20 protein-coding genes are annotated in these 15752 nt (G+C 58.9%); 3 read left to right on the plus strand and 17 right to left on the minus strand.

Going from position 1 to position 15752, the window contains the following annotated elements:
- Window positions 1-9: 9 nt before the first annotated feature.
- The 13 genes from AC2FH0_RS16405 to rbfA all read right to left on the minus strand — a co-directional run bounded on the left by AC2FH0_RS16405 (window position 10) and on the right by rbfA (window position 9879).
- Complete coding sequence (locus AC2FH0_RS16405; protein ID WP_282027883.1) at window positions 10-540, minus strand: helix-turn-helix transcriptional regulator; 531 nt, start codon at window positions 538-540, stop codon at window positions 10-12.
- Window positions 541-563: 23 nt separating this feature from the next.
- Window positions 564-836: a PepSY domain-containing protein gene (locus tag AC2FH0_RS16410; RefSeq protein WP_496789844.1), complete on the minus strand. Its 273-nt coding sequence runs from the start codon at window positions 834-836 to the stop codon at window positions 564-566.
- Window positions 837-1011: 175 nt separating this feature from the next.
- Complete coding sequence (gene pnp / locus AC2FH0_RS16415) at window positions 1012-3162, minus strand: polyribonucleotide nucleotidyltransferase (protein WP_281973783.1); 2151 nt, start codon at window positions 3160-3162, stop codon at window positions 1012-1014.
- Window positions 3163-3398: 236 nt separating this feature from the next.
- Window positions 3399-3767 (minus strand): DUF1761 family protein, encoded by a 369-nt coding sequence (locus tag AC2FH0_RS16420; protein WP_142640007.1) that lies wholly within the window; start codon window positions 3765-3767, stop codon window positions 3399-3401.
- On the minus strand, window positions 3764-4186 hold the full coding sequence (locus tag AC2FH0_RS16425; protein ID WP_496789846.1) for an SRPBCC family protein: 423 nt from the start codon (window positions 4184-4186) through the stop codon (window positions 3764-3766). The genes AC2FH0_RS16420 and AC2FH0_RS16425 overlap by 4 nt, the downstream gene beginning before the upstream one ends.
- Window positions 4167-4520, minus strand: a complete 354-nt coding sequence (locus AC2FH0_RS16430) for an ArsR/SmtB family transcription factor (RefSeq protein ID WP_142640011.1) — start codon at window positions 4518-4520, stop codon at window positions 4167-4169. The genes AC2FH0_RS16425 and AC2FH0_RS16430 overlap by 20 nt, the downstream gene beginning before the upstream one ends.
- 316 nt (window positions 4521-4836) lie before the next feature.
- On the minus strand, window positions 4837-5046 hold the full coding sequence (locus AC2FH0_RS16435) for a hypothetical protein (RefSeq protein WP_142640013.1): 210 nt from the start codon (window positions 5044-5046) through the stop codon (window positions 4837-4839).
- 689 nt (window positions 5047-5735) lie between these two features.
- Entirely contained in the window at window positions 5736-6005 is a 270-nt protein-coding gene (gene rpsO, locus AC2FH0_RS16440; RefSeq protein ID WP_142640015.1) for a 30S ribosomal protein S15, read from the minus strand.
- A 145-nt stretch (window positions 6006-6150) separates the two neighbouring features.
- Entirely contained in the window at window positions 6151-7164 is a 1014-nt protein-coding gene (locus AC2FH0_RS16445) for a calcium-binding protein (protein WP_496789848.1), read from the minus strand.
- A gap of 94 nt (window positions 7165-7258) precedes the next feature.
- Window positions 7259-7762 carry a DUF1643 domain-containing protein gene (locus AC2FH0_RS16450; RefSeq protein ID WP_496707055.1) on the minus strand — a complete coding sequence of 168 codons (504 nt, stop codon included), beginning with the start codon at window positions 7760-7762 and terminating at the stop codon, window positions 7259-7261.
- Between the two features lie 21 nt (window positions 7763-7783).
- On the minus strand, window positions 7784-8689 hold the full coding sequence (gene truB / locus AC2FH0_RS16455; protein ID WP_496789850.1) for a tRNA pseudouridine(55) synthase TruB: 906 nt from the start codon (window positions 8687-8689) through the stop codon (window positions 7784-7786).
- A 60-nt stretch (window positions 8690-8749) separates the two neighbouring features.
- The gene (locus AC2FH0_RS16460; protein WP_496789851.1) at window positions 8750-9487 is read right to left on the minus strand and encodes a phosphodiester glycosidase family protein; all 738 of its coding nucleotides are present in this window, start codon (window positions 9485-9487) and stop codon (window positions 8750-8752) included.
- On the minus strand, window positions 9484-9879 hold the full coding sequence (gene rbfA, locus AC2FH0_RS16465) for a 30S ribosome-binding factor RbfA (protein ID WP_142640024.1): 396 nt from the start codon (window positions 9877-9879) through the stop codon (window positions 9484-9486). Before rbfA ends, AC2FH0_RS16460 begins: the two co-directional genes overlap by 4 nt.
- A gap of 91 nt (window positions 9880-9970) precedes the next feature.
- Here rbfA and dapB point away from each other — a divergent pair, with 91 nt between their 5' ends.
- A complete protein-coding gene (gene dapB, locus AC2FH0_RS16470) occupies window positions 9971-10780 on the plus strand; it encodes a 4-hydroxy-tetrahydrodipicolinate reductase (RefSeq protein WP_142640026.1) in 810 nt (269 codons plus the stop codon).
- Window positions 10781-10805: 25 nt separating this feature from the next.
- Here the strand turns inward: dapB and AC2FH0_RS16475 are convergent, their stop codons facing one another.
- Genes AC2FH0_RS16475 through tmpA form a run of 3 tightly spaced genes read right to left on the minus strand, consistent with a single transcriptional unit; the run spans window position 10806 to window position 13194 of the window.
- Entirely contained in the window at window positions 10806-11474 is a 669-nt protein-coding gene (locus tag AC2FH0_RS16475; RefSeq protein WP_496789853.1) for an ureidoglycolate lyase, read from the minus strand.
- Window positions 11471-12061: a (R)-1-hydroxy-2-trimethylaminoethylphosphonate oxygenase gene (tmpB, locus tag AC2FH0_RS16480; RefSeq protein WP_142640030.1), complete on the minus strand. Its 591-nt coding sequence runs from the start codon at window positions 12059-12061 to the stop codon at window positions 11471-11473. Before tmpB ends, AC2FH0_RS16475 begins: the two co-directional genes overlap by 4 nt.
- Window positions 12058-13194 carry a 2-trimethylaminoethylphosphonate dioxygenase gene (tmpA, locus tag AC2FH0_RS16485; protein WP_282022384.1) on the minus strand — a complete coding sequence of 379 codons (1137 nt, stop codon included), beginning with the start codon at window positions 13192-13194 and terminating at the stop codon, window positions 12058-12060. The genes tmpB and tmpA overlap by 4 nt, the downstream gene beginning before the upstream one ends.
- Window positions 13195-13292: 98 nt before the next feature.
- Here tmpA and AC2FH0_RS16490 point away from each other — a divergent pair, with 98 nt between their 5' ends.
- Window positions 13293-14150: a LysR family transcriptional regulator gene (locus tag AC2FH0_RS16490; protein ID WP_496787001.1), complete on the plus strand. Its 858-nt coding sequence runs from the start codon at window positions 13293-13295 to the stop codon at window positions 14148-14150.
- Here the strand turns inward: AC2FH0_RS16490 and AC2FH0_RS16495 are convergent, their stop codons facing one another.
- Entirely contained in the window at window positions 14151-14333 is a 183-nt protein-coding gene (locus AC2FH0_RS16495) for a DUF1674 domain-containing protein (RefSeq protein ID WP_496787002.1), read from the minus strand.
- Window positions 14334-14422: 89 nt separating this feature from the next.
- Between AC2FH0_RS16495 and AC2FH0_RS16500 the strand changes: the two genes are divergently transcribed.
- A complete protein-coding gene (locus AC2FH0_RS16500; RefSeq protein WP_496789855.1) occupies window positions 14423-15679 on the plus strand; it encodes an RsmB/NOP family class I SAM-dependent RNA methyltransferase in 1257 nt (418 codons plus the stop codon).
- Window positions 15680-15752: the final 73 nt, after the last annotated feature.

Consider the following 15752-nt stretch of genomic DNA (forward strand, 5'->3'; position numbering starts at 1 on the left):
AACCGTGGATTAAGCCTGGCTCTGGTCGGCGGGTTCTGACGATGAGGACGTGTTGACTAGGGGTTCGGACAAAAGCTCTTCGACAAAAAAGCTGAGCAGTTGAAGCCGTCCCGAGACACCCGCCTTGCGGTAAATCGCAGCGCTTTGTGCCTTGATAGTCCCTTCTTTCGTCTGTCTCAGCTCGGCGATTTCTGCGATCGACAGACCTTTGATAGACAAGATTGCGACATCGCGTTCCGCATTGCTGAGCTGCCACTGCGTGAATTGATTTTCGATGACCTGCGAAAACGCGCCCTGCGCCACGCCCAATTGACGCTGCATGTCCTGTACGCGCAGGCCTTGCGCCCGGATCAGCGTGATTGTTGCAATCAGACCACCAATCAGAGCCAGGGACAGGAACAGCTCGAACTCGTGCAGATGCCGGAACCCGGCAGTTTCGCCACCAAACCAGTCAAGCGCCGCATCGGTCAGGAAAAAGGTGGCGCAGACAGCCTGCACCACCAGAAGGAGCCAAAGTAAAGACGTCTGTGAAATCTTCATAGCGCTCCTTTAAAGTTTTCTGGTCAGTCGTCGTCATCTTCAAGCTCGATCGCGGTGACAACGCCATCGGTCTTGTTCAGGACCAGTTCAGTTTCCACGCCATCCTTGACGAGTTCAACCTCGATCTCGCCATCTTCGAATTCGATCTCTTTGATCTGGTATCCCTGCGCCTCGAGAGTGGTGCGGATATCGGTCTCGGTGGTGCCCAGCTTGTCCCCGACTGTCACGTTGGCAAAAGCCAGCACCGGGGCGGTCGCGATCAGTCCGGTCAGAGTCAGCATTTTGAAAGTCTCCATTTCGCATCTCCTAGATTTGTTGCGTCGATGTAGGAGACGTGGGTTCGCCTGGCCGGTGGTGCGATTGGATTTCGGTTGAATTGGGCGGAATTGGCCCAAGGTTTATGCTGACTGAACAAAAAAAAAGACCCCGGACAAAGCCGGGGTCTTTCGAGAAATCAAAGGGGCGAGCAGATTATTCTGCGCCTTCCTCTTTCTTTTCTTTCTTCTCAGGTGCGATCTCTTCGCCGGTTTCCTGATCGACGATTTTCATCGACAGGCGCACCTTGCCGCGATCGTCAAAGCCCAGCAGCTTGACCTTCACTTCCTGGCCTTCCTTCAGAACATCCGACGGATGGTTCAGGCGACGGTTTTCGATCTGGGACACATGGACCAGACCGTCGCGCTTGCCAAAGAAGTTCACGAAGGCGCCGAAGTCGACGATCTTGACCACTTTACCGGTGTAGATCTGGCCTTCTTCGGGTTCGGCAACGATCGAATGGATCATCTCGTATGCCTTCTTGATCGATTCACCATCGGGCGAGGCGATCTTGATCACGCCATCGTCGTTGATGTCGACCTTGGCACCCGAAACTTCGACGATTTCGCGGATGACCTTGCCGCCGGAACCGATCACTTCACGGATCTTGTCGGTCGGGATGTTCATGGTTTCGATGCGCGGTGCGTGGACCGAGAAATCATTGGTCTCGGACAGGGCTTTGCCCATCTCGCCCAGGATGTGCATCCGGCCGTCCTTGGCTTGCGCCAGGGCTTTCTCCATGATCTCGGGCGTGATGCCCGCAACCTTGATGTCCATCTGCAGAGAGGTGATGCCGTTTTCGGTACCCGCAACCTTGAAGTCCATGTCGCCCAGGTGGTCTTCGTCACCCAGAATGTCCGACAGGATCGCGTAATCGCCGTCATCTTCCAGGATCAGACCCATGGCAACACCGGCAACCGGTGCTTTCAGCGGAACGCCCGCATCCATCATCGACAGCGAACCGCCGCAAACAGAAGCCATCGAGCTTGATCCGTTGGATTCGGTGATCTCGGACACGATGCGGATCGTGTAGGGGAAGTCGGTTGCCGCAGGCAGAACCGCCTGCAACGCGCGCCATGCCAGTTTGCCGTGACCAATCTCACGACGTCCCGGAGGGCCCACGCGACCCGCTTCACCAACCGAATAAGGAGGGAAGTTGTAATGCAGCAGGAAGTTCGATTTGAAGTTGCCGTGCAGGGCGTCGATGAACTGCTCATCATCACCGGTGCCCAGCGTGGTTACGGCCAGCGCCTGTGTTTCACCACGGGTGAACAGGGCCGAGCCGTGTGTCCGCGGCAGCATCGAGGTTTCTGCAACGATCGAACGGATATCGGTGGTCGAACGACCGTCGATCCGCTTGCCGCCTTTGACGACGTCGCCGCGCAGGATGCCTGCTTCCAGCTTTTTCATCGCCGAGCCAAGGTTCGCGTCTTCCAGCTGTTCCTCGGTCAGGGCTTCCTTGATTGCGTCGCGGGCAGCGGAAACAGCGGCAGTGCGCTCTTGCTTGTCGGTGATCGCGAAGGCTGCGCGCATCTGCTCTTCACCTGCGGCCTTAACGGCAGCGGAAAGCTCAGAATAATCGGGCGCTTGGAAATCAAACGGCTCTTTTGCCGCGTCTTCGGCCAACGAGATGATCAGGTCGATCACCGGCTGAATCTGCTCGTGTGCGAATTTGACCGCACCCAGCATCTCGGCCTCGGACAGTTCGTAGGCTTCCGATTCAACCATCATCACGGCGTCTTTGGTGCCGGCAACAACCAGATCCAGACGCTGTTCAGGGTTCAGGCGCAGGTCCTGCATGTCGTCCACAGTCGGGTTCAGAATGTATTCGCCATCCTCGAAACCAACGCGGCACCCAGCAATCGGGCCTCTGAACGGTGCGCCGGAAATGGTCAGCGCGGCAGAGGCTGCGATCATCGCAACCATGTCGGGGTCGTTGACCAGATCGTGGCTGAGGACGGTGCACATCACCAGAACTTCGTTTTTGAAGCCGTCAACAAACAGCGGGCGGATCGGCCGGTCGATCAGACGCGCGGTCAGCGTCTCTTTTTCAGTCGGGCGCGCCTCGCGCTTGAAAAAGCCACCCGGAACTTTACCGGCGGCATAATATTTCTCTTGGTAGTGGACGGTCAGCGGGAAAAAGTCCTGACCGGGTTTTTGCTTCCGCGCAAAGGTCACGTTTGCCATCACGCTGGTCTCGCCCAGCGTGGCAATCACACTGCCGTCCGCCTGACGGGCAACCTTGCCGGTTTCCAGTGTCAGCGTCTCTTCGCCCCACTGAATTGATTTCTTTGTTACATCAAACATTTGCGTATCCTAGAAGGGAGCACTCCCGCCCCTGCGGGTCTCCCGTTTGCGTGGCGGCCCCATTGCCGCCGACCCCACTTTATCTTCCATTCGAGTGCCGGAGTCAGAGCACAACGTCTCAGATGGACCGCCCATACAGCAGTTTGGGGGCTTTGGAAAGGCAGGAGTTCCGAGGAAGAGTAAGGGTATAAAGGGCGCATGCCCGATCCATCGAGGATCGGGCATGCGCTGCGATCCTACAGGATCGCGTGGGCCAGGATCATGACGATACCACAGCCCAGCGCATAGCCGGTGTCGACCGCAATGGCGAAGCCGCTTTTTTGCGCCCATGTCCCGACCGAGGCTGTCTGCGCCGCCACCGCAAGGATCGCAAGCAGGGCGACGCCCAGGCTATTGGTGGTCTCGGTCACCGCGATTACCGCAGCCAGCAGGATCAGGAACACGATCTGTGTGGCCATCGCGCCCAGTGGCGGGGTTTCGGGCGGCGTCGGGTCGATGCGGGTGCCCTCGGCCCAGCGTTTCTGAAAGCCCATAGGGCCGTAGACCAGCCAGCCCAACAAAAAGGCAGCGACCACCCCTGCACCGAGGGCCAGCCAGTTGATCATAGTGCCGTCTCCAGCGCCGCAAGGATAGCGGACCAGCCGCCCTCGTGATTGTCCCGGCTTTCCTGCGAGGGAAAGCGGATGTGGTGCAGCCGCAGCTCGGTACCCTTTTCGGTGGGTGTGAAATCCAGTGTGACCGTGGAATCGTCTTGGCTGTAGGGCGAATTCCAGGTGAATTGCAGCCGGTTGGGGCGGTCGATGATCTTGTATTCGCCCTCATGCGGCAAATCGCCAGACTCGGGCGCGCGCATGATGATTTTGAACCGGCCGCCGACCTTGGCGTCGGAATGCGCTTCGGGCACGGTCATGCCCGGTGCCGGCAGCATGAATTTTGCCAGCATCTCGGGGTTGAGCCAGGCATCAAACACCTTTTCGGGTGGATGTGGAATGGCGCGCGTTATTTCAAGTGACAGGTCCGTCATCTTCTGGGTCCTCCAAAGCAGTTTCCAAGGCGTCCAGCCGAAGCGCCCAAATCGAACGCAACCCGGCAAACCAAGAATCAACGGCTGATAAAGGAGCCATCTGAACCTCGATCAGATGTTCGCGCCATTCGGTCCGGCGCTGCACCAGCTCGGCGTTTTCCAGCACCTTGATGTGCTTGGAGACCGAGTTGAGGCTCATATCGAATTGCCGCGCAATGTCCGTCACCCGCAATGGTCCCTGCTGCGCAAGCATCGTCAGAATAGCGCGGCGGGTCGGGTCGGACGCGGCCTTCAATATTGCATTGAGGTCATATCGACTCTCTCGTTCAACCATTTGGATGAATTACAACCTTATTCTGCTTCAGTCAACCATTTGGGTGAATAACATGTTGAAACCCTGATTGACCAGTCGCCAAATGCACCCTGTTGGATAAGGGTTTGGCCCTGATCGGTGCAGATGTGGCCGAATACAGTCTGAGTCAGGTAAAATTTGGGGAGGACTTGTGTGGCTAACGATGTTGGTGGAGCCACTGATTACGGGTGAGATCGGACCGTATTGGCCCCGTCTCCAGCTTAAAGAAGAAGATCCATTCTATTATGATCGTGCAGAAAGCGGTTTTCATATATCCGGGATCAAAGCGGGTCTGGGCCTATTGCAACGAATCTTCTTTGCTACGCGGTTGGGGAGACCCCAGTTCTTCTTCTTTCAGTATGCCGCGGAGGATTGCGGCAGTTTCCACCTCGGACATTCTTTTTACGATGCCATCTGTGCCAGAGACCATTGTTGACTTTTTTTCTGATTTAGGAGCCTGGGAAAGATTAGCTGCAAAAACGCGGTTCAAAACTGATTTTAGAGGCATTGTTAAACTCCAGTAAAATAGTCGTCAGACACTGTCGCTGCGGGCCAGTCCGAACCACGAGGGTGGGAGGGCTCAAAGACCGTTTGCCGTGAGTGTGTACCCGCAGCGACAGGCGGCATTTAGGAACCGACCGATCCTGTGCAAAGGGGGAAGATATTGGCCTTTCGCGTCATTTTTTGACTCTCTGATAAAAAAACACGACGTTGCTTACGTTTACGTCAACTTTCTAAACCAGCGCTGAGATTCTGCGACGCAACGTCACAATTTGACACCTGTTCATCACGGGCAAATTCAACGGTCCTGAAGGCAAAAAAGCGGCCGTCTTTAGGGGCGATTCTATCGTGCAAGCAGGCGGAACCGTGGCTCCCAATAAAAACGGGCGCGCCCATTGTGGGCGCGCCTTGAAAAGGGAGGACTATGAAAAACCTAACGCTCGAAAAAAAATAAGCGCCTACTCACTACAGTTCCTAGACTGCAGCGATTTGAGCAGCTTGTCGGTGAAGTGGATCACACGGCGCGAAAAAAGTTTCCATCGTCCTAGATGTTGTCGTGATCGGTCATCGAGAAGGCAGCGAAAGGCTTTGCTTCAAGGTCGGAGAGAACCCCAAAACCAAATACGCCCGCCGAATGGCGAGCGTATCATGATCTATTGGCTTTTCAGCGTCTGTATCAAAAACAGCAGCGCGCGCTTAGCGGCGGATGCCCAGCTTTTTGATCAGGTCCTGGTACCGTGCTTCTTCTTTGCCTTTCAGATAGTCCAGCAGCTTACGGCGCTGGGCAACCATCTTCAGAAGACCACGGCGACCGTGGTTGTCTTTCTTGTGGGTCTTGAAGTGCTCGGTCAGGGTGGTGATACGCGAGGTCAGGATGGCAACCTGGACTTCTGGCGAACCGGTATCGCCGTCCTTGGTTGCGAATTCTTTCATGACGCGATCTTTTTCAGCGGCAGTAATCGACATCGGGGTCTCCTTTGAAAAGGTTAGGGTTGATGGCACAGGCCGGGATGTCGTCCAGCGCAGGCCCATGGAGAAAACCGCATCGATTCCGACACGGATGCGCGCGTATAGGCGCATTTGCGGTCAATGGCAAAGGGATTCTGGAAATTCAGCCCAGCGCGCAGAGCTGCGCCAGATCGCCTGAGGATATCAGTTGAATGTCATCGGCGCTGATTCCGTCTGCCCCGATCAGCTGCACCACGTTCTGCCCGTCGACAATTACATGGGTCAGGTTCTCGTCTTCGGTGTCTGTCTCGATCTGGATGTCCGGGTTTTCCTGACCTTCCCATGAGATCAGCAGCTTGTCTTGACCGGGCTGAAAATCCATGACGGTTACGGCGTCGTCATCCGGTTCGGGCGAAACAGCGATGTCATCATCGCCTTCGCCTCCGGTTACGATATCCCCGCTTTCAGCAATGATCGTATCATCCCCGGCGCCACCGTTCAGGAAATCCACCGCGTCGGGGTGCTCTCCATCCTGACCGTCCAGAATATCGTCGCCATCACCGCCGAACAGCACGTCCTCGCCTTCGCCACCGCTCAACCGGTCATCACCAAACCCGCCATGCAGTGCGTCATCGCCCTCACCGCCGGTCAGAATGTCGTCATCCTGCCCGCCATACAGCTCATCCTCGCCCATCCCGCCGTCCAGGTGATCTGCGCCGAAATGCCCGTATAGTGCATCATCCCCCTCATCGCCCGAGATTTGATCGTCGCCCGCCTCTCCGTGAAGGAAATCCTGGCCAGTGCCGCCAAAGATCGTATCAGCGCCTCCTCCCCCATGCAGGGTGTCATCGCCTTCGCCACCATAAATCGTGTCATCCCCCGCATATCCATTGATCTGATCGTCGCCGTCCTGGCCGGTCAGGATGTCCAGATCCTCTGTACCCGCGATGATCATGTCGCCCTCAATTTCCGAGATCACCGTCCCGGTCGAAATCTCGGGCGCTTCGGGTTCCTCGACATTCTCACCGACGTCAAGGAATTCGCCGGTTTCGACCGCAGGAGGCTGGTCGTCGACGACATCGTCCTCACCAGGATCTTCATCTATGTCAAAGACATCGCCGATGGCATAGGCGGCCCCGCCGACAGCCGCCAGACTCAGCAATCCGATCAGAAACATGACAACCTCCTTGAACGCATTGCTTCGAGGGTGAAATGTCTCATGCAATCAGGGCTTTGGTCAAAGCTTAGCTGAGCTTGTGGTTAACCCTTTGTCACCAGGGTTCGGGGTTTTGGGTGTAAGCGATATAGAGCGGATGCTTGGGGTGGCCGTCCTTGGTAAGCCCAAGGTGGTACACCGGCTGACCGGTGCCGCGCAGCAGGGTTTCGACGGCGGTGCCTCGATCCAAATGCGCGCCATGGGTGCCCCAGGCAGCGATGACGTGATCGGCCCAGCCCACGCCATTCAGAATGGCCATGTCATTCTCTGGCCCCACTGGATCGGCGGCGGCCCGCATCTTGCGTGGATCAGTATCGCGCCATGCAAAGATATTGGTGACCTGAAACGCGCCGAACCCCAGCGCGCGCGCCCGGCGTTCGCAGCGTTCAACCGTGGGATCGTTCTGCACCTCGGTCGCGGTGGAGGGATTCAGCATCACAAACAGCGCCTTGCGCCCGGCCGGATCCCAGATGCGCGTCAGGCTATAGCGGTATCTCTCGCAATCTGAATAAACAGCGGTCGAGGGCGCGTCGCCCTTGGTATGTGTGCGCGTGATCATGGGTTTCGACTAGCACGCAGATTACCTGACGAACACCCGGCTGGGATGCAATTCGCCGGATTTATAGATGCCGACCGCCACAGCCTGACCATCCAGCGAGGCCCAGGCCTCATCCCCGTATTCCACATCGGACGCCAGAACCATACCAGGGTTGCCGTTACGCAGACGGGTCGCACCTTCGGGGGTGCATTTCAGTTCGGGCAGGTCCGATAGGCCAGTTTCCAGCGGGTGCAGGTAATCATCCAGCGCGGTGGTTTTGGCCATCTCGTCGATCTGTTCAATGCTCAGTCCGTCTTTGGTCTCGAACGGGCCGGACCAGATACGGCGCAGCTCGCGGACATGGCCGTAGCATCCCAGCGCCGCGCCCAGATCACGCGCGATCGATCGGACATAACCACCCTTGCCGCAGGTCATTTCCAGCATGACGTGGTCGGCATCTGGGCGATCAACCAGAACCAGTTCCTCGACCCACAGAGGGCGCGCAGCGAGTTCCACATCCTCGCCATCGCGGGCCAGCTTATAGGCACGTTGCCCGTCGATCTTCACCGCCGAGAATTTCGGCGGGACTTGCATGATTTCACCAATAAAGGGCGCGAGGGCCTCTTTGATGTCATCATCCGAAGGGCGCGCATCGCTGCTTGCGATTACCTCGCCCTCGGCGTCATCGGTATTGGTGGCCTGACCCAGTCGCACGGTGAAGGTATAGGCCTTGAGTGCGTCGGTGATATAGGGAACGGTTTTGGTCGCCTCACCCAAAGCCACGGCCAGAACGCCGGTGGCCTCGGGGTCCAGCGTGCCCGCATGGCCCGCCTTCTTTGCGTCCATTGCCCAGCGCACCTTGTTGACCACGGCGGTCGAGGTCATGCCCGCGGGCTTGTCCACCACCAGCCAACCGGAAATGTCGCGACCCTTGCGTTTGCGTCCCATTGTGCACCTTGTTCTTTGCTGAGGCGCGCGAGTTAGCGGATCGGTCGGGCCCTGTCAATTTCAGGGCGTGTCTTCGACCACACCAACAATCGGCCCCAGTGAAAACCCGACATCGGATCGATTATTCGCCCGGTCATACATACGTGAGATATTGCCATCAAAGAACAGCGCATTCGGAGTTTCCAGTACGTCGCGGAACAGGCTGCCGAATTGGTGGAAGGTTACGTAATCTTCGGAAATGGCAAACACCGCGCGGGTGCCATCATCGCTGGTGCCCACGCCATTGCGGACGTAAACCGACGTCGAATCAGGCAGGAACCTTGGGTGCAGCTCTCCGTCGATCACCAGCATCGGGCCGGATTGGCTGGCAAAGCGGCAATCCGGGGCTTGATCTATAAAGTCCAGCGTCTCGAACACGTCGGCGCGGCCCTCGCGGATGCAGAACACCCCGTTGGGCAGAAGGCCGAAGTTTCCGGGACCGGGGTTCGGGATCACACGCATCTGCTCCTGCCCGTCTTCGACATAATGGCCAACGGGAGAGCGGTCGTCGTGATACATGCCTGCGTTCATCGCAAAGGCCAGACGCTTGCCAACGGGCTCCAGCGCCTCATTCACCGCCGAGAAATGCCCTAGCAGGTCGCCATTCTCGTCATTGAGGAACAAGCGCATGTCCTCATTCGCGGCATCCACCTCGCAGACAGTGTAGCGTTTGTCACTATGCGTGACCTTTTCGCATGTCACTGCCCCGGCTTGCGCCGCCCACAGGAAAGCGCCCAAAGTGGCAAATGCCCGGATCACTCGTCGAGATCGCGGCGCACCGCGTCCTGATCGAACATGCGGCGGGTGTCATCCAAACGGTCGAATGTGTCATCCAGCCGGAATCGCAGATCGGGGGAGAATTTTAGCCCGACCTTTTTACCAACCATGCGCCGCAGCTCGTGTTTGTTGCGGGCCAGCAGTTCGATTACATCCTCCTGCCCTTTGCCGCCCAGGGGCAGCACAAAGGCGGTGGCGATCTTCAGATCGGGTGAGGTGCGCACCTCACCCACGGTGATTGACATGCGATTCAGGTCGGGATCGTGGACATCTCCGCGCGCCAGAACCTCGGACAGGGTGCGGCGGATCAGTTCGCCGACACGCAGCTGTCGTTGGGACGGGCCGGGGCCATCGTGGAATTTGTTCTTAGCCATATCCCCGATCTAAGCGCAAAGCGGGGCTTTGCCAAGCGGGTGCGAACCGGGTAGGAGGCTTTGAGCCAATCAATGCGAAAGGACCAGCGCAATGACCCATATTCCGGGGATCGTCATCACAGGGGCTTCGGGCCGTATGGGTCAGATGTTGATCAGGACCGTGACCGACAGTGATCAGGCCCGCCTGGTCGGCGTGGTCGAGCGCACGGGTCATGATTGGGTTGGGCAGGATGTGGGCGTGGCCATGGGCGGTGCAGCGCTGGGCGTTACGGTGACCGACGATCCGCTGGAGGCCTTTGCCCAGGCGCAGGCCGTGATTGATTTCACCGCACCCGAGGCGACGCTGGAATTCGCCGCGTTGGCGGCGCAGGCGCGCTGTGTGCATGTGATCGGCACTACCGGGATGAGTGACGAGCAGATTGCCGCTTTGGAGCCGGCCTCACGTCATGCGGTGATCGTGCGGGCGGGAAATATGAGCCTGGGTGTGAACCTGCTGGTACAGCTGACCAAAAAGGTCGCTGCCGCGTTGGATGAAGATTTCGATATCGAGGTGATCGAAGGGCATCACCACCACAAGGTCGATGCGCCCTCGGGCACCGCGCTGATGCTGGGCGAGGCCGCTGCCGAAGGGCGTGGTGTAGATCTGGCTGAGGTGTCCGATCGGGGCCGCGATGGTATGACCGGCGCGCGCAAACGGGGCGATATCGGGTTCCATGCCATTCGCGGCGGCGACATCGTGGGTGAGCATGACGTGCTATTCGCGGCACCGGGCGAACGCATCGTGTTGCGCCACCTGGCCACTGACCGCGCCATTTTCGCGCGCGGCGCCCTGAAAGCCGCACTTTGGGGGCAGGGTAAAGCGCCTGGCCAATATGACATGGTGGACGTTCTGGGGCTTTGACACCACCCGGGAGCCGACAGACCGACTACAACTCTCGGATCTTATCTGCGCGCAAAGGGCAGGCGAGATAGACGCCGAATTCTTTGCCGATATCCGCACTGACCCGCGCGTGAACCTTGCCCTGCCGATCAAGAAAACGCTGATTGTCCTCAACCGGGAATATCCCCTCGTGCCAGATGCCAGGATGGATATACAGCCCGCGTGACCCATCACACCAAAAGGCCACCACCTTTTCCGGTGTCAGATTGTCGCCCGGCAATGCGGCAGGGATGATGAAAGGCTTGTTGTCGATCGGCCAGAACATCTGTCCGCCATCGGGGTGATAGTTCATGTGCCAAAGCAGAACTTGATCACGCGGAGCAGTTTGCCGGTTGGCGTTGGCCTGTTGCGGATCAGTGGACCAGCCGAGGACATAGTGGCCGTTGACCGCTTCGTTCTCACCGTAAAGGACGTCCCCTTTCCACTCACCATGAAATGTGCCTTCGACCCAACCGGCCTCATCACCGGTACCTTCGTCGATGGACCGCCAACCCTGTTGCGGCCAACGGACGATTTCAATTTCGAATTCTTCGGGGTCGTCGACCAGACAGCCATAGTCCTTGACCGACTTGTCTGTAGCACGGATCAAGGGGACCTCGTGCCAAGGCAGGGAGGGTTTGGTGTTGGCCTCAAAAATGTATTCTGGGGCGTTCATGTGAGCTCCTGATATTTTTCGACCATTCGCTGCACCATCGGCGCAAAATGGTTGAAATCGGGGGTTTCCATGTCTGCACGTTTACCTGCTTCGTCCAGATAACGCACCTGAATGATCTCTTTCAGGTTCGGGTTCTGCTCGAATTCGGCAACTTCTCTGGCACTCATCGGCCCGCCTTGCAGTTCCAGTGTATGAACCGAAGCCGTGGACAGGCGGTTGAAATATTCGGGCTTGGTAGCGCAAAGATACCGTTTGGCCGCCACGTGATAGCGGCAGCAATCGGTGATAACTGACGGGAAGAACTGTTCCAGCACCTCGGCGCCTGCATCTTCGTGATGGCGGTCTTCGGTGTCGTCAGGGTGGTACGTGCCGAATTCGGATGTGAAATGACCGATATCATGCAGCAATGCCCCTACGATGATCTCTTCGGGCATGCCGTTCTGTTCGGCAATGGTCGCGCCCTGCAGCATGTGTTCTGCCATGGTGACGGGTTCGCCCAGATATTCCTCGCCGCCGCGGCGGTCAAAGATATCCCCGATGAAGGCCACGATATTGTCGGGGGTCAGGGTCGAGAAATCAGGTTTCATTCCGCCGCCTCCAGTGTCGCCAGTTCCATCGCCGCCAGCGTTGACAGTAAGCCGTCCTTGTCGGCATAGCAGCCTTGCAACCACCGCGACCCGGCGCCGGAATAGCCCAGACGCGCGTGCAGGACGCGGGTGTTGTCAACGATGAAGCTTTCGCCCGGCTCCAGCTTGAACGACACGCCCATGGCCGGATCGTCGATTATCTCACCCAACTGGCGATAGGCGGCGTAATAGGCCTCCATCAGGTCGAAAGGGATGTCCACAAACGGAGCCGACGAGCGGTTGTTAAAGCGGATACCGATCAACTCGCCATCGGGCGATAGCTCAATCATTGGGCGGCGCGACCGCAGGCAGACCCCGTCCGAGCCCTTGTATTCGAACCGGGCCGGGAAACCTGCCAACAGGGCAAATCCATCGGGGTTCTGATCGCGCAGTTTCTCCGCCGCCCGGAACCCGTCCACAACAATGGAATCTCCACCCTCGGCGCTGTTCTCCAGGCAGTACAGGATCTGCAATGTCGGTACCGGGTCGCGATAAGGGTTGTCCGTGTGCGCCTGCAGGCCAAGCCCTGTAAAGGCCAGGTTGGTCGGGTTCACCTCGGTTCGAACCTCGAAATAGGGGCCATAGTTGGTCTGACGGACGTATCCGAACAGATCAGCCACCTTCAACAGGGATTCCGGTTCGGTCGGGCCACTGGTCAGTTTGGCAAACCCGTATTCGGCGACCATTGCCAGCCAGCCGCGCTTGGCTGCGGGGTTGGCGTGGACGTCGCTCCAGTCGGCGCTGGGCGCGTCGAGCCCTTGCTCCCAGGTGGTGATCCCGGGCGCGGTGCGGCCAAAGGTGCGGCTGTCCTCTTGGTCATAGCTATGCGCAGCCAGCCAATCGGCGGGGAAAGTGACAGTCTTGTTTTCGGGTTGAAATGTGACAGTGAGGTCGCCGTTGGCCACTGAGGCAGCGCTGACCATGGTATCGGCGGGGATATCGCCAATGGTGATCAGGCGCTGTCCGTTGCCCGGTGCCCGTGTGTCAGGATCAAGCGCGTTGTCGCGTAGCCAGATGGCGTGAAAGCGGGCACTTGGGCCTGTATCGAATTCCACGGTGACGATTGACGGAGTATGGGTGGCAGAGCGCAGCATGGGGTTTCTCCTGTTCGCGCGGGCTTTGCTTGAGGATATACGCCCCCTATGGCATTACGACAATTAATCCTTGTTGCTGCTGAGGCCTGGAAAAACTTATGGATAAAAAGAAGATCGGCTTGCCCCCGCTAGACTGGTTGCGCGTATTCGAAGCGGCGGGGCGGTTGGGTGGATTCTCGGCAGCGGCGCGCGAGTTTGGGCTAACACAGGCTGCCGTCAGTCAGCGCATCGGCAACCTTGAGGCCTGGTTGGGCCGCACGCTGTTTGTGCGCGAGGCGCGCGGTGTATCGCTGACCGTCGAGGGCGAAAGCTATCTACCGCTGGTTCAGGACAGCTTGCAAGCGCTCGAGCGCAATACCGAAGACCTTTTCGGAAAATCCCCGCGCGAATTGCGGGTGGCTGGCCTGTCTTCCCATATTAAGGCCCTCGTCATACCCGCTCTTGCACGTTTTCACGACCTGCGCCCCAAAGTTCGGGTGCTGACAGATTCTGTGGCGCGACGGTCTTCGCTGGATGAAGAAAGGACTTGGCTTCAAATCCGCTATGGGCGTGGGGCGTGGCCCGGGCGAGATTCCGAACTGATTGCCGCCGAAGTGCTGGTGCCGATGGCCGCGCCGGGTGTGGATTGGTCCGCGCCCTTGATTGATCTGCGCGGTGAAAGGCCCGGCTGGCGTGATTGGGCGAAAAACACCACTCAGACCGACCTGCCGCCCTCGAAAATGAGCTTCGATTCGATGGAACATGCGATTTCGGCGGCTCGGCAGGGTTTGGGCGTTGTGTTGGGATCCATGCCCTTGGCGCAATCGGACTTGCGAGCGGGGCGGTTGCGTCGACTGGATTTGCCCGAATTGAACGCAAAAGATGGCTATTGGCTGACCTGGCCCGAAGAGCGTGCGAAATCCAATAAGCAACGGGCGCTCATCGCGGATTTTCTGCAGGCCCTGCGCGGGGACTGATCAGAAATCTATCGCGATGCCTTTCTTTTCCCAATCGCCATAACGTGCAGGATCGGGGCCGTCGCGTCCGCCCAGCTCTTTGGGTCGCGCTTTTGCGTCGGCTTCGGCCTTGCGGTGGCGGTCCTCCGCCTCGGCCAGCGCGCGTTGTGCGGCAGGCGGCAGGTCTTTGGGCTCGTCATTCATGACATCGGGTTCCTTTCAGTGCATTGGCTTGATATACGCCCCCGTCCGCCCTTGGCAATGCGGACGAGGGTCACATCAAAGGCGATTCAATGTCCGATAACGCAACGGCCGCGCGACGCAGCGCAATCTACCTTCTGGATCAGATCTTGGGTGAGGGGCGGCTGATGTCAGAATGTCTGGCTGCAGGTGCGCTGGAGCGATTGGCACCAGAAGACCGGGCGCGGGCACAGCGGCTGGCGTTGCAAACGCTGCGTGGGCTCGAACGCGCCGACCGTCTGTTGGACAATCACCTGAACCGCACCCCCGCCCTGACCGTGCATAATGCCCTGCGTCTGGGAGCGGTTGAGCTGTGCCATGGCGAGGCAGCGCATGGCGTCGTAAATTCCATGGTTGAGATTGTCGGTCGCTCGCGCAAGCATGGGCGGCTTAAGGGGTTGGTGAACGCGGTTCTGCGCAAGGTCGCGGCAGAAGGGCCAGAGGCTTGGCCGAAAATGCGCGTGCCGCGCCTACCCGAGTGGCTGCGCGATCCGTTGATCATGGCCTGGGGTGCCGAGGCCGTGACCGGCATGGAGCTGGCGCATTTCGAGGGCGCGCCGCTGGATCTTTCGGTCAAGCCCGGGGCAACAGCGCCGGGTGAGATGCTTCCGACCGGTTCGATGCGGGTTCGGGATGCGGGGCAGGTGTCCGCTCTGCCGGGATATGATCGCGGTGACTGGTGGGTTCAGGATGCCGCCGCCGCGCTGCCCGCCCGTGTACTGGCGCCCAAGGCCGGAGAGAAAATTCTGGACCTGTGCGCTGCGCCCGGTGGCAAGTCGTTGCAGCTGGCGGCTGCGGGGGCCGATGTGACTGCGCTGGATATCTCGGAATCGCGGCTGGAACGAGTCCGCGAGAACCTGACGCGGACGGGCCTGATGGCTACGGTCATCGCGGCTGACGCGCTGGAACACCAGGGTCAGTATGACGCCATCCTGCTGGATGCGCCCTGTTCCGCCACCGGCACGATCCGCCGCCATCCCGATCTGCCCTTTGCCAAGGACGGGTCGGAATTCGGCGCACTGATCGAGCTGCAAACGCAGATGCTTGCCCATGCCTGGACCTTGCTGAAACCCGGCGGGCGGCTGGTATACTGCACCTGTTCCCTGCTGCCGGATGAGGGCGAGGTGCAGGTCGAAGAGGCGCTGCAGATGTATCCGGACATGCAGGTGGACCGGGCCGCTTTGCAGGTCGCAGGGATCGAAACCAGCTGGATCACGGAAGAGGGCGGTTTGCGTCTGCGGCCTGACTATTGGCCGGGCACGGGCGGCATGGACGGGTTCTATATCGCCTGTCTGACGAAATCGACCTAAAGGCACGCTTTTCGATGACTTGACGATTGCTCCGGTCTATCGTTGGGTCTCAGGCGCCAGCAGAGCGCAAGGG

It is taken from the genome of Ruegeria sp. CDSC051 (genome assembly GCF_059610665.1).

Bases quoted from the DNA above. Each gene is read 5' to 3' on its own strand.
- AC2FH0_RS16430 (WP_142640011.1), bottom strand. From the start codon at position 4,520: ATGGTTGAACGAGAGAGTCGATATGACCTCAATGCAATATTGAAGGCC.
- dapB (WP_142640026.1), top strand. From the start codon at position 9,971: ATGACCCATATTCCGGGGATCGTCATCACAGGGGCTTCGGGCCGTATG.
- AC2FH0_RS16475 (WP_496789853.1), bottom strand. From the start codon at position 11,474: ATGAACGCCCCAGAATACATTTTTGAGGCCAACACCAAACCCTCCCTG.
- AC2FH0_RS16450 (WP_496707055.1), bottom strand. From the start codon at position 7,762: ATGATCACGCGCACACATACCAAGGGCGACGCGCCCTCGACCGCTGTT.
- tmpB (WP_142640030.1), bottom strand. From the start codon at position 12,061: ATGAAACCTGATTTCTCGACCCTGACCCCCGACAATATCGTGGCCTTC.
- rpsO (WP_142640015.1), bottom strand. From the start codon at position 6,005: ATGTCGATTACTGCCGCTGAAAAAGATCGCGTCATGAAAGAATTCGCA.
- rbfA (WP_142640024.1), bottom strand. From the start codon at position 9,879: ATGGCTAAGAACAAATTCCACGATGGCCCCGGCCCGTCCCAACGACAG.
- AC2FH0_RS16435 (WP_142640013.1), bottom strand. From the start codon at position 5,046: ATGCCTCTAAAATCAGTTTTGAACCGCGTTTTTGCAGCTAATCTTTCC.
- AC2FH0_RS16420 (WP_142640007.1), bottom strand. From the start codon at position 3,767: ATGATCAACTGGCTGGCCCTCGGTGCAGGGGTGGTCGCTGCCTTTTTG.
- AC2FH0_RS16410 (WP_496789844.1), bottom strand. From the start codon at position 836: ATGGAGACTTTCAAAATGCTGACTCTGACCGGACTGATCGCGACCGCC.
- tmpA (WP_282022384.1), bottom strand. From the start codon at position 13,194: ATGCTGCGCTCTGCCACCCATACTCCGTCAATCGTCACCGTGGAATTC.
- AC2FH0_RS16495 (WP_496787002.1), bottom strand. From the start codon at position 14,333: ATGAATGACGAGCCCAAAGACCTGCCGCCTGCCGCACAACGCGCGCTG.
- truB (WP_496789850.1), bottom strand. From the start codon at position 8,689: ATGGGACGCAAACGCAAGGGTCGCGACATTTCCGGTTGGCTGGTGGTG.
- AC2FH0_RS16500 (WP_496789855.1), top strand. From the start codon at position 14,423: ATGTCCGATAACGCAACGGCCGCGCGACGCAGCGCAATCTACCTTCTG.
- AC2FH0_RS16490 (WP_496787001.1), top strand. From the start codon at position 13,293: ATGGATAAAAAGAAGATCGGCTTGCCCCCGCTAGACTGGTTGCGCGTA.
- AC2FH0_RS16405 (WP_282027883.1), bottom strand. From the start codon at position 540: ATGAAGATTTCACAGACGTCTTTACTTTGGCTCCTTCTGGTGGTGCAG.
- pnp (WP_281973783.1), bottom strand. From the start codon at position 3,162: ATGTTTGATGTAACAAAGAAATCAATTCAGTGGGGCGAAGAGACGCTG.
- AC2FH0_RS16425 (WP_496789846.1), bottom strand. From the start codon at position 4,186: ATGACGGACCTGTCACTTGAAATAACGCGCGCCATTCCACATCCACCC.
- AC2FH0_RS16445 (WP_496789848.1), bottom strand. From the start codon at position 7,164: ATGTTTCTGATCGGATTGCTGAGTCTGGCGGCTGTCGGCGGGGCCGCC.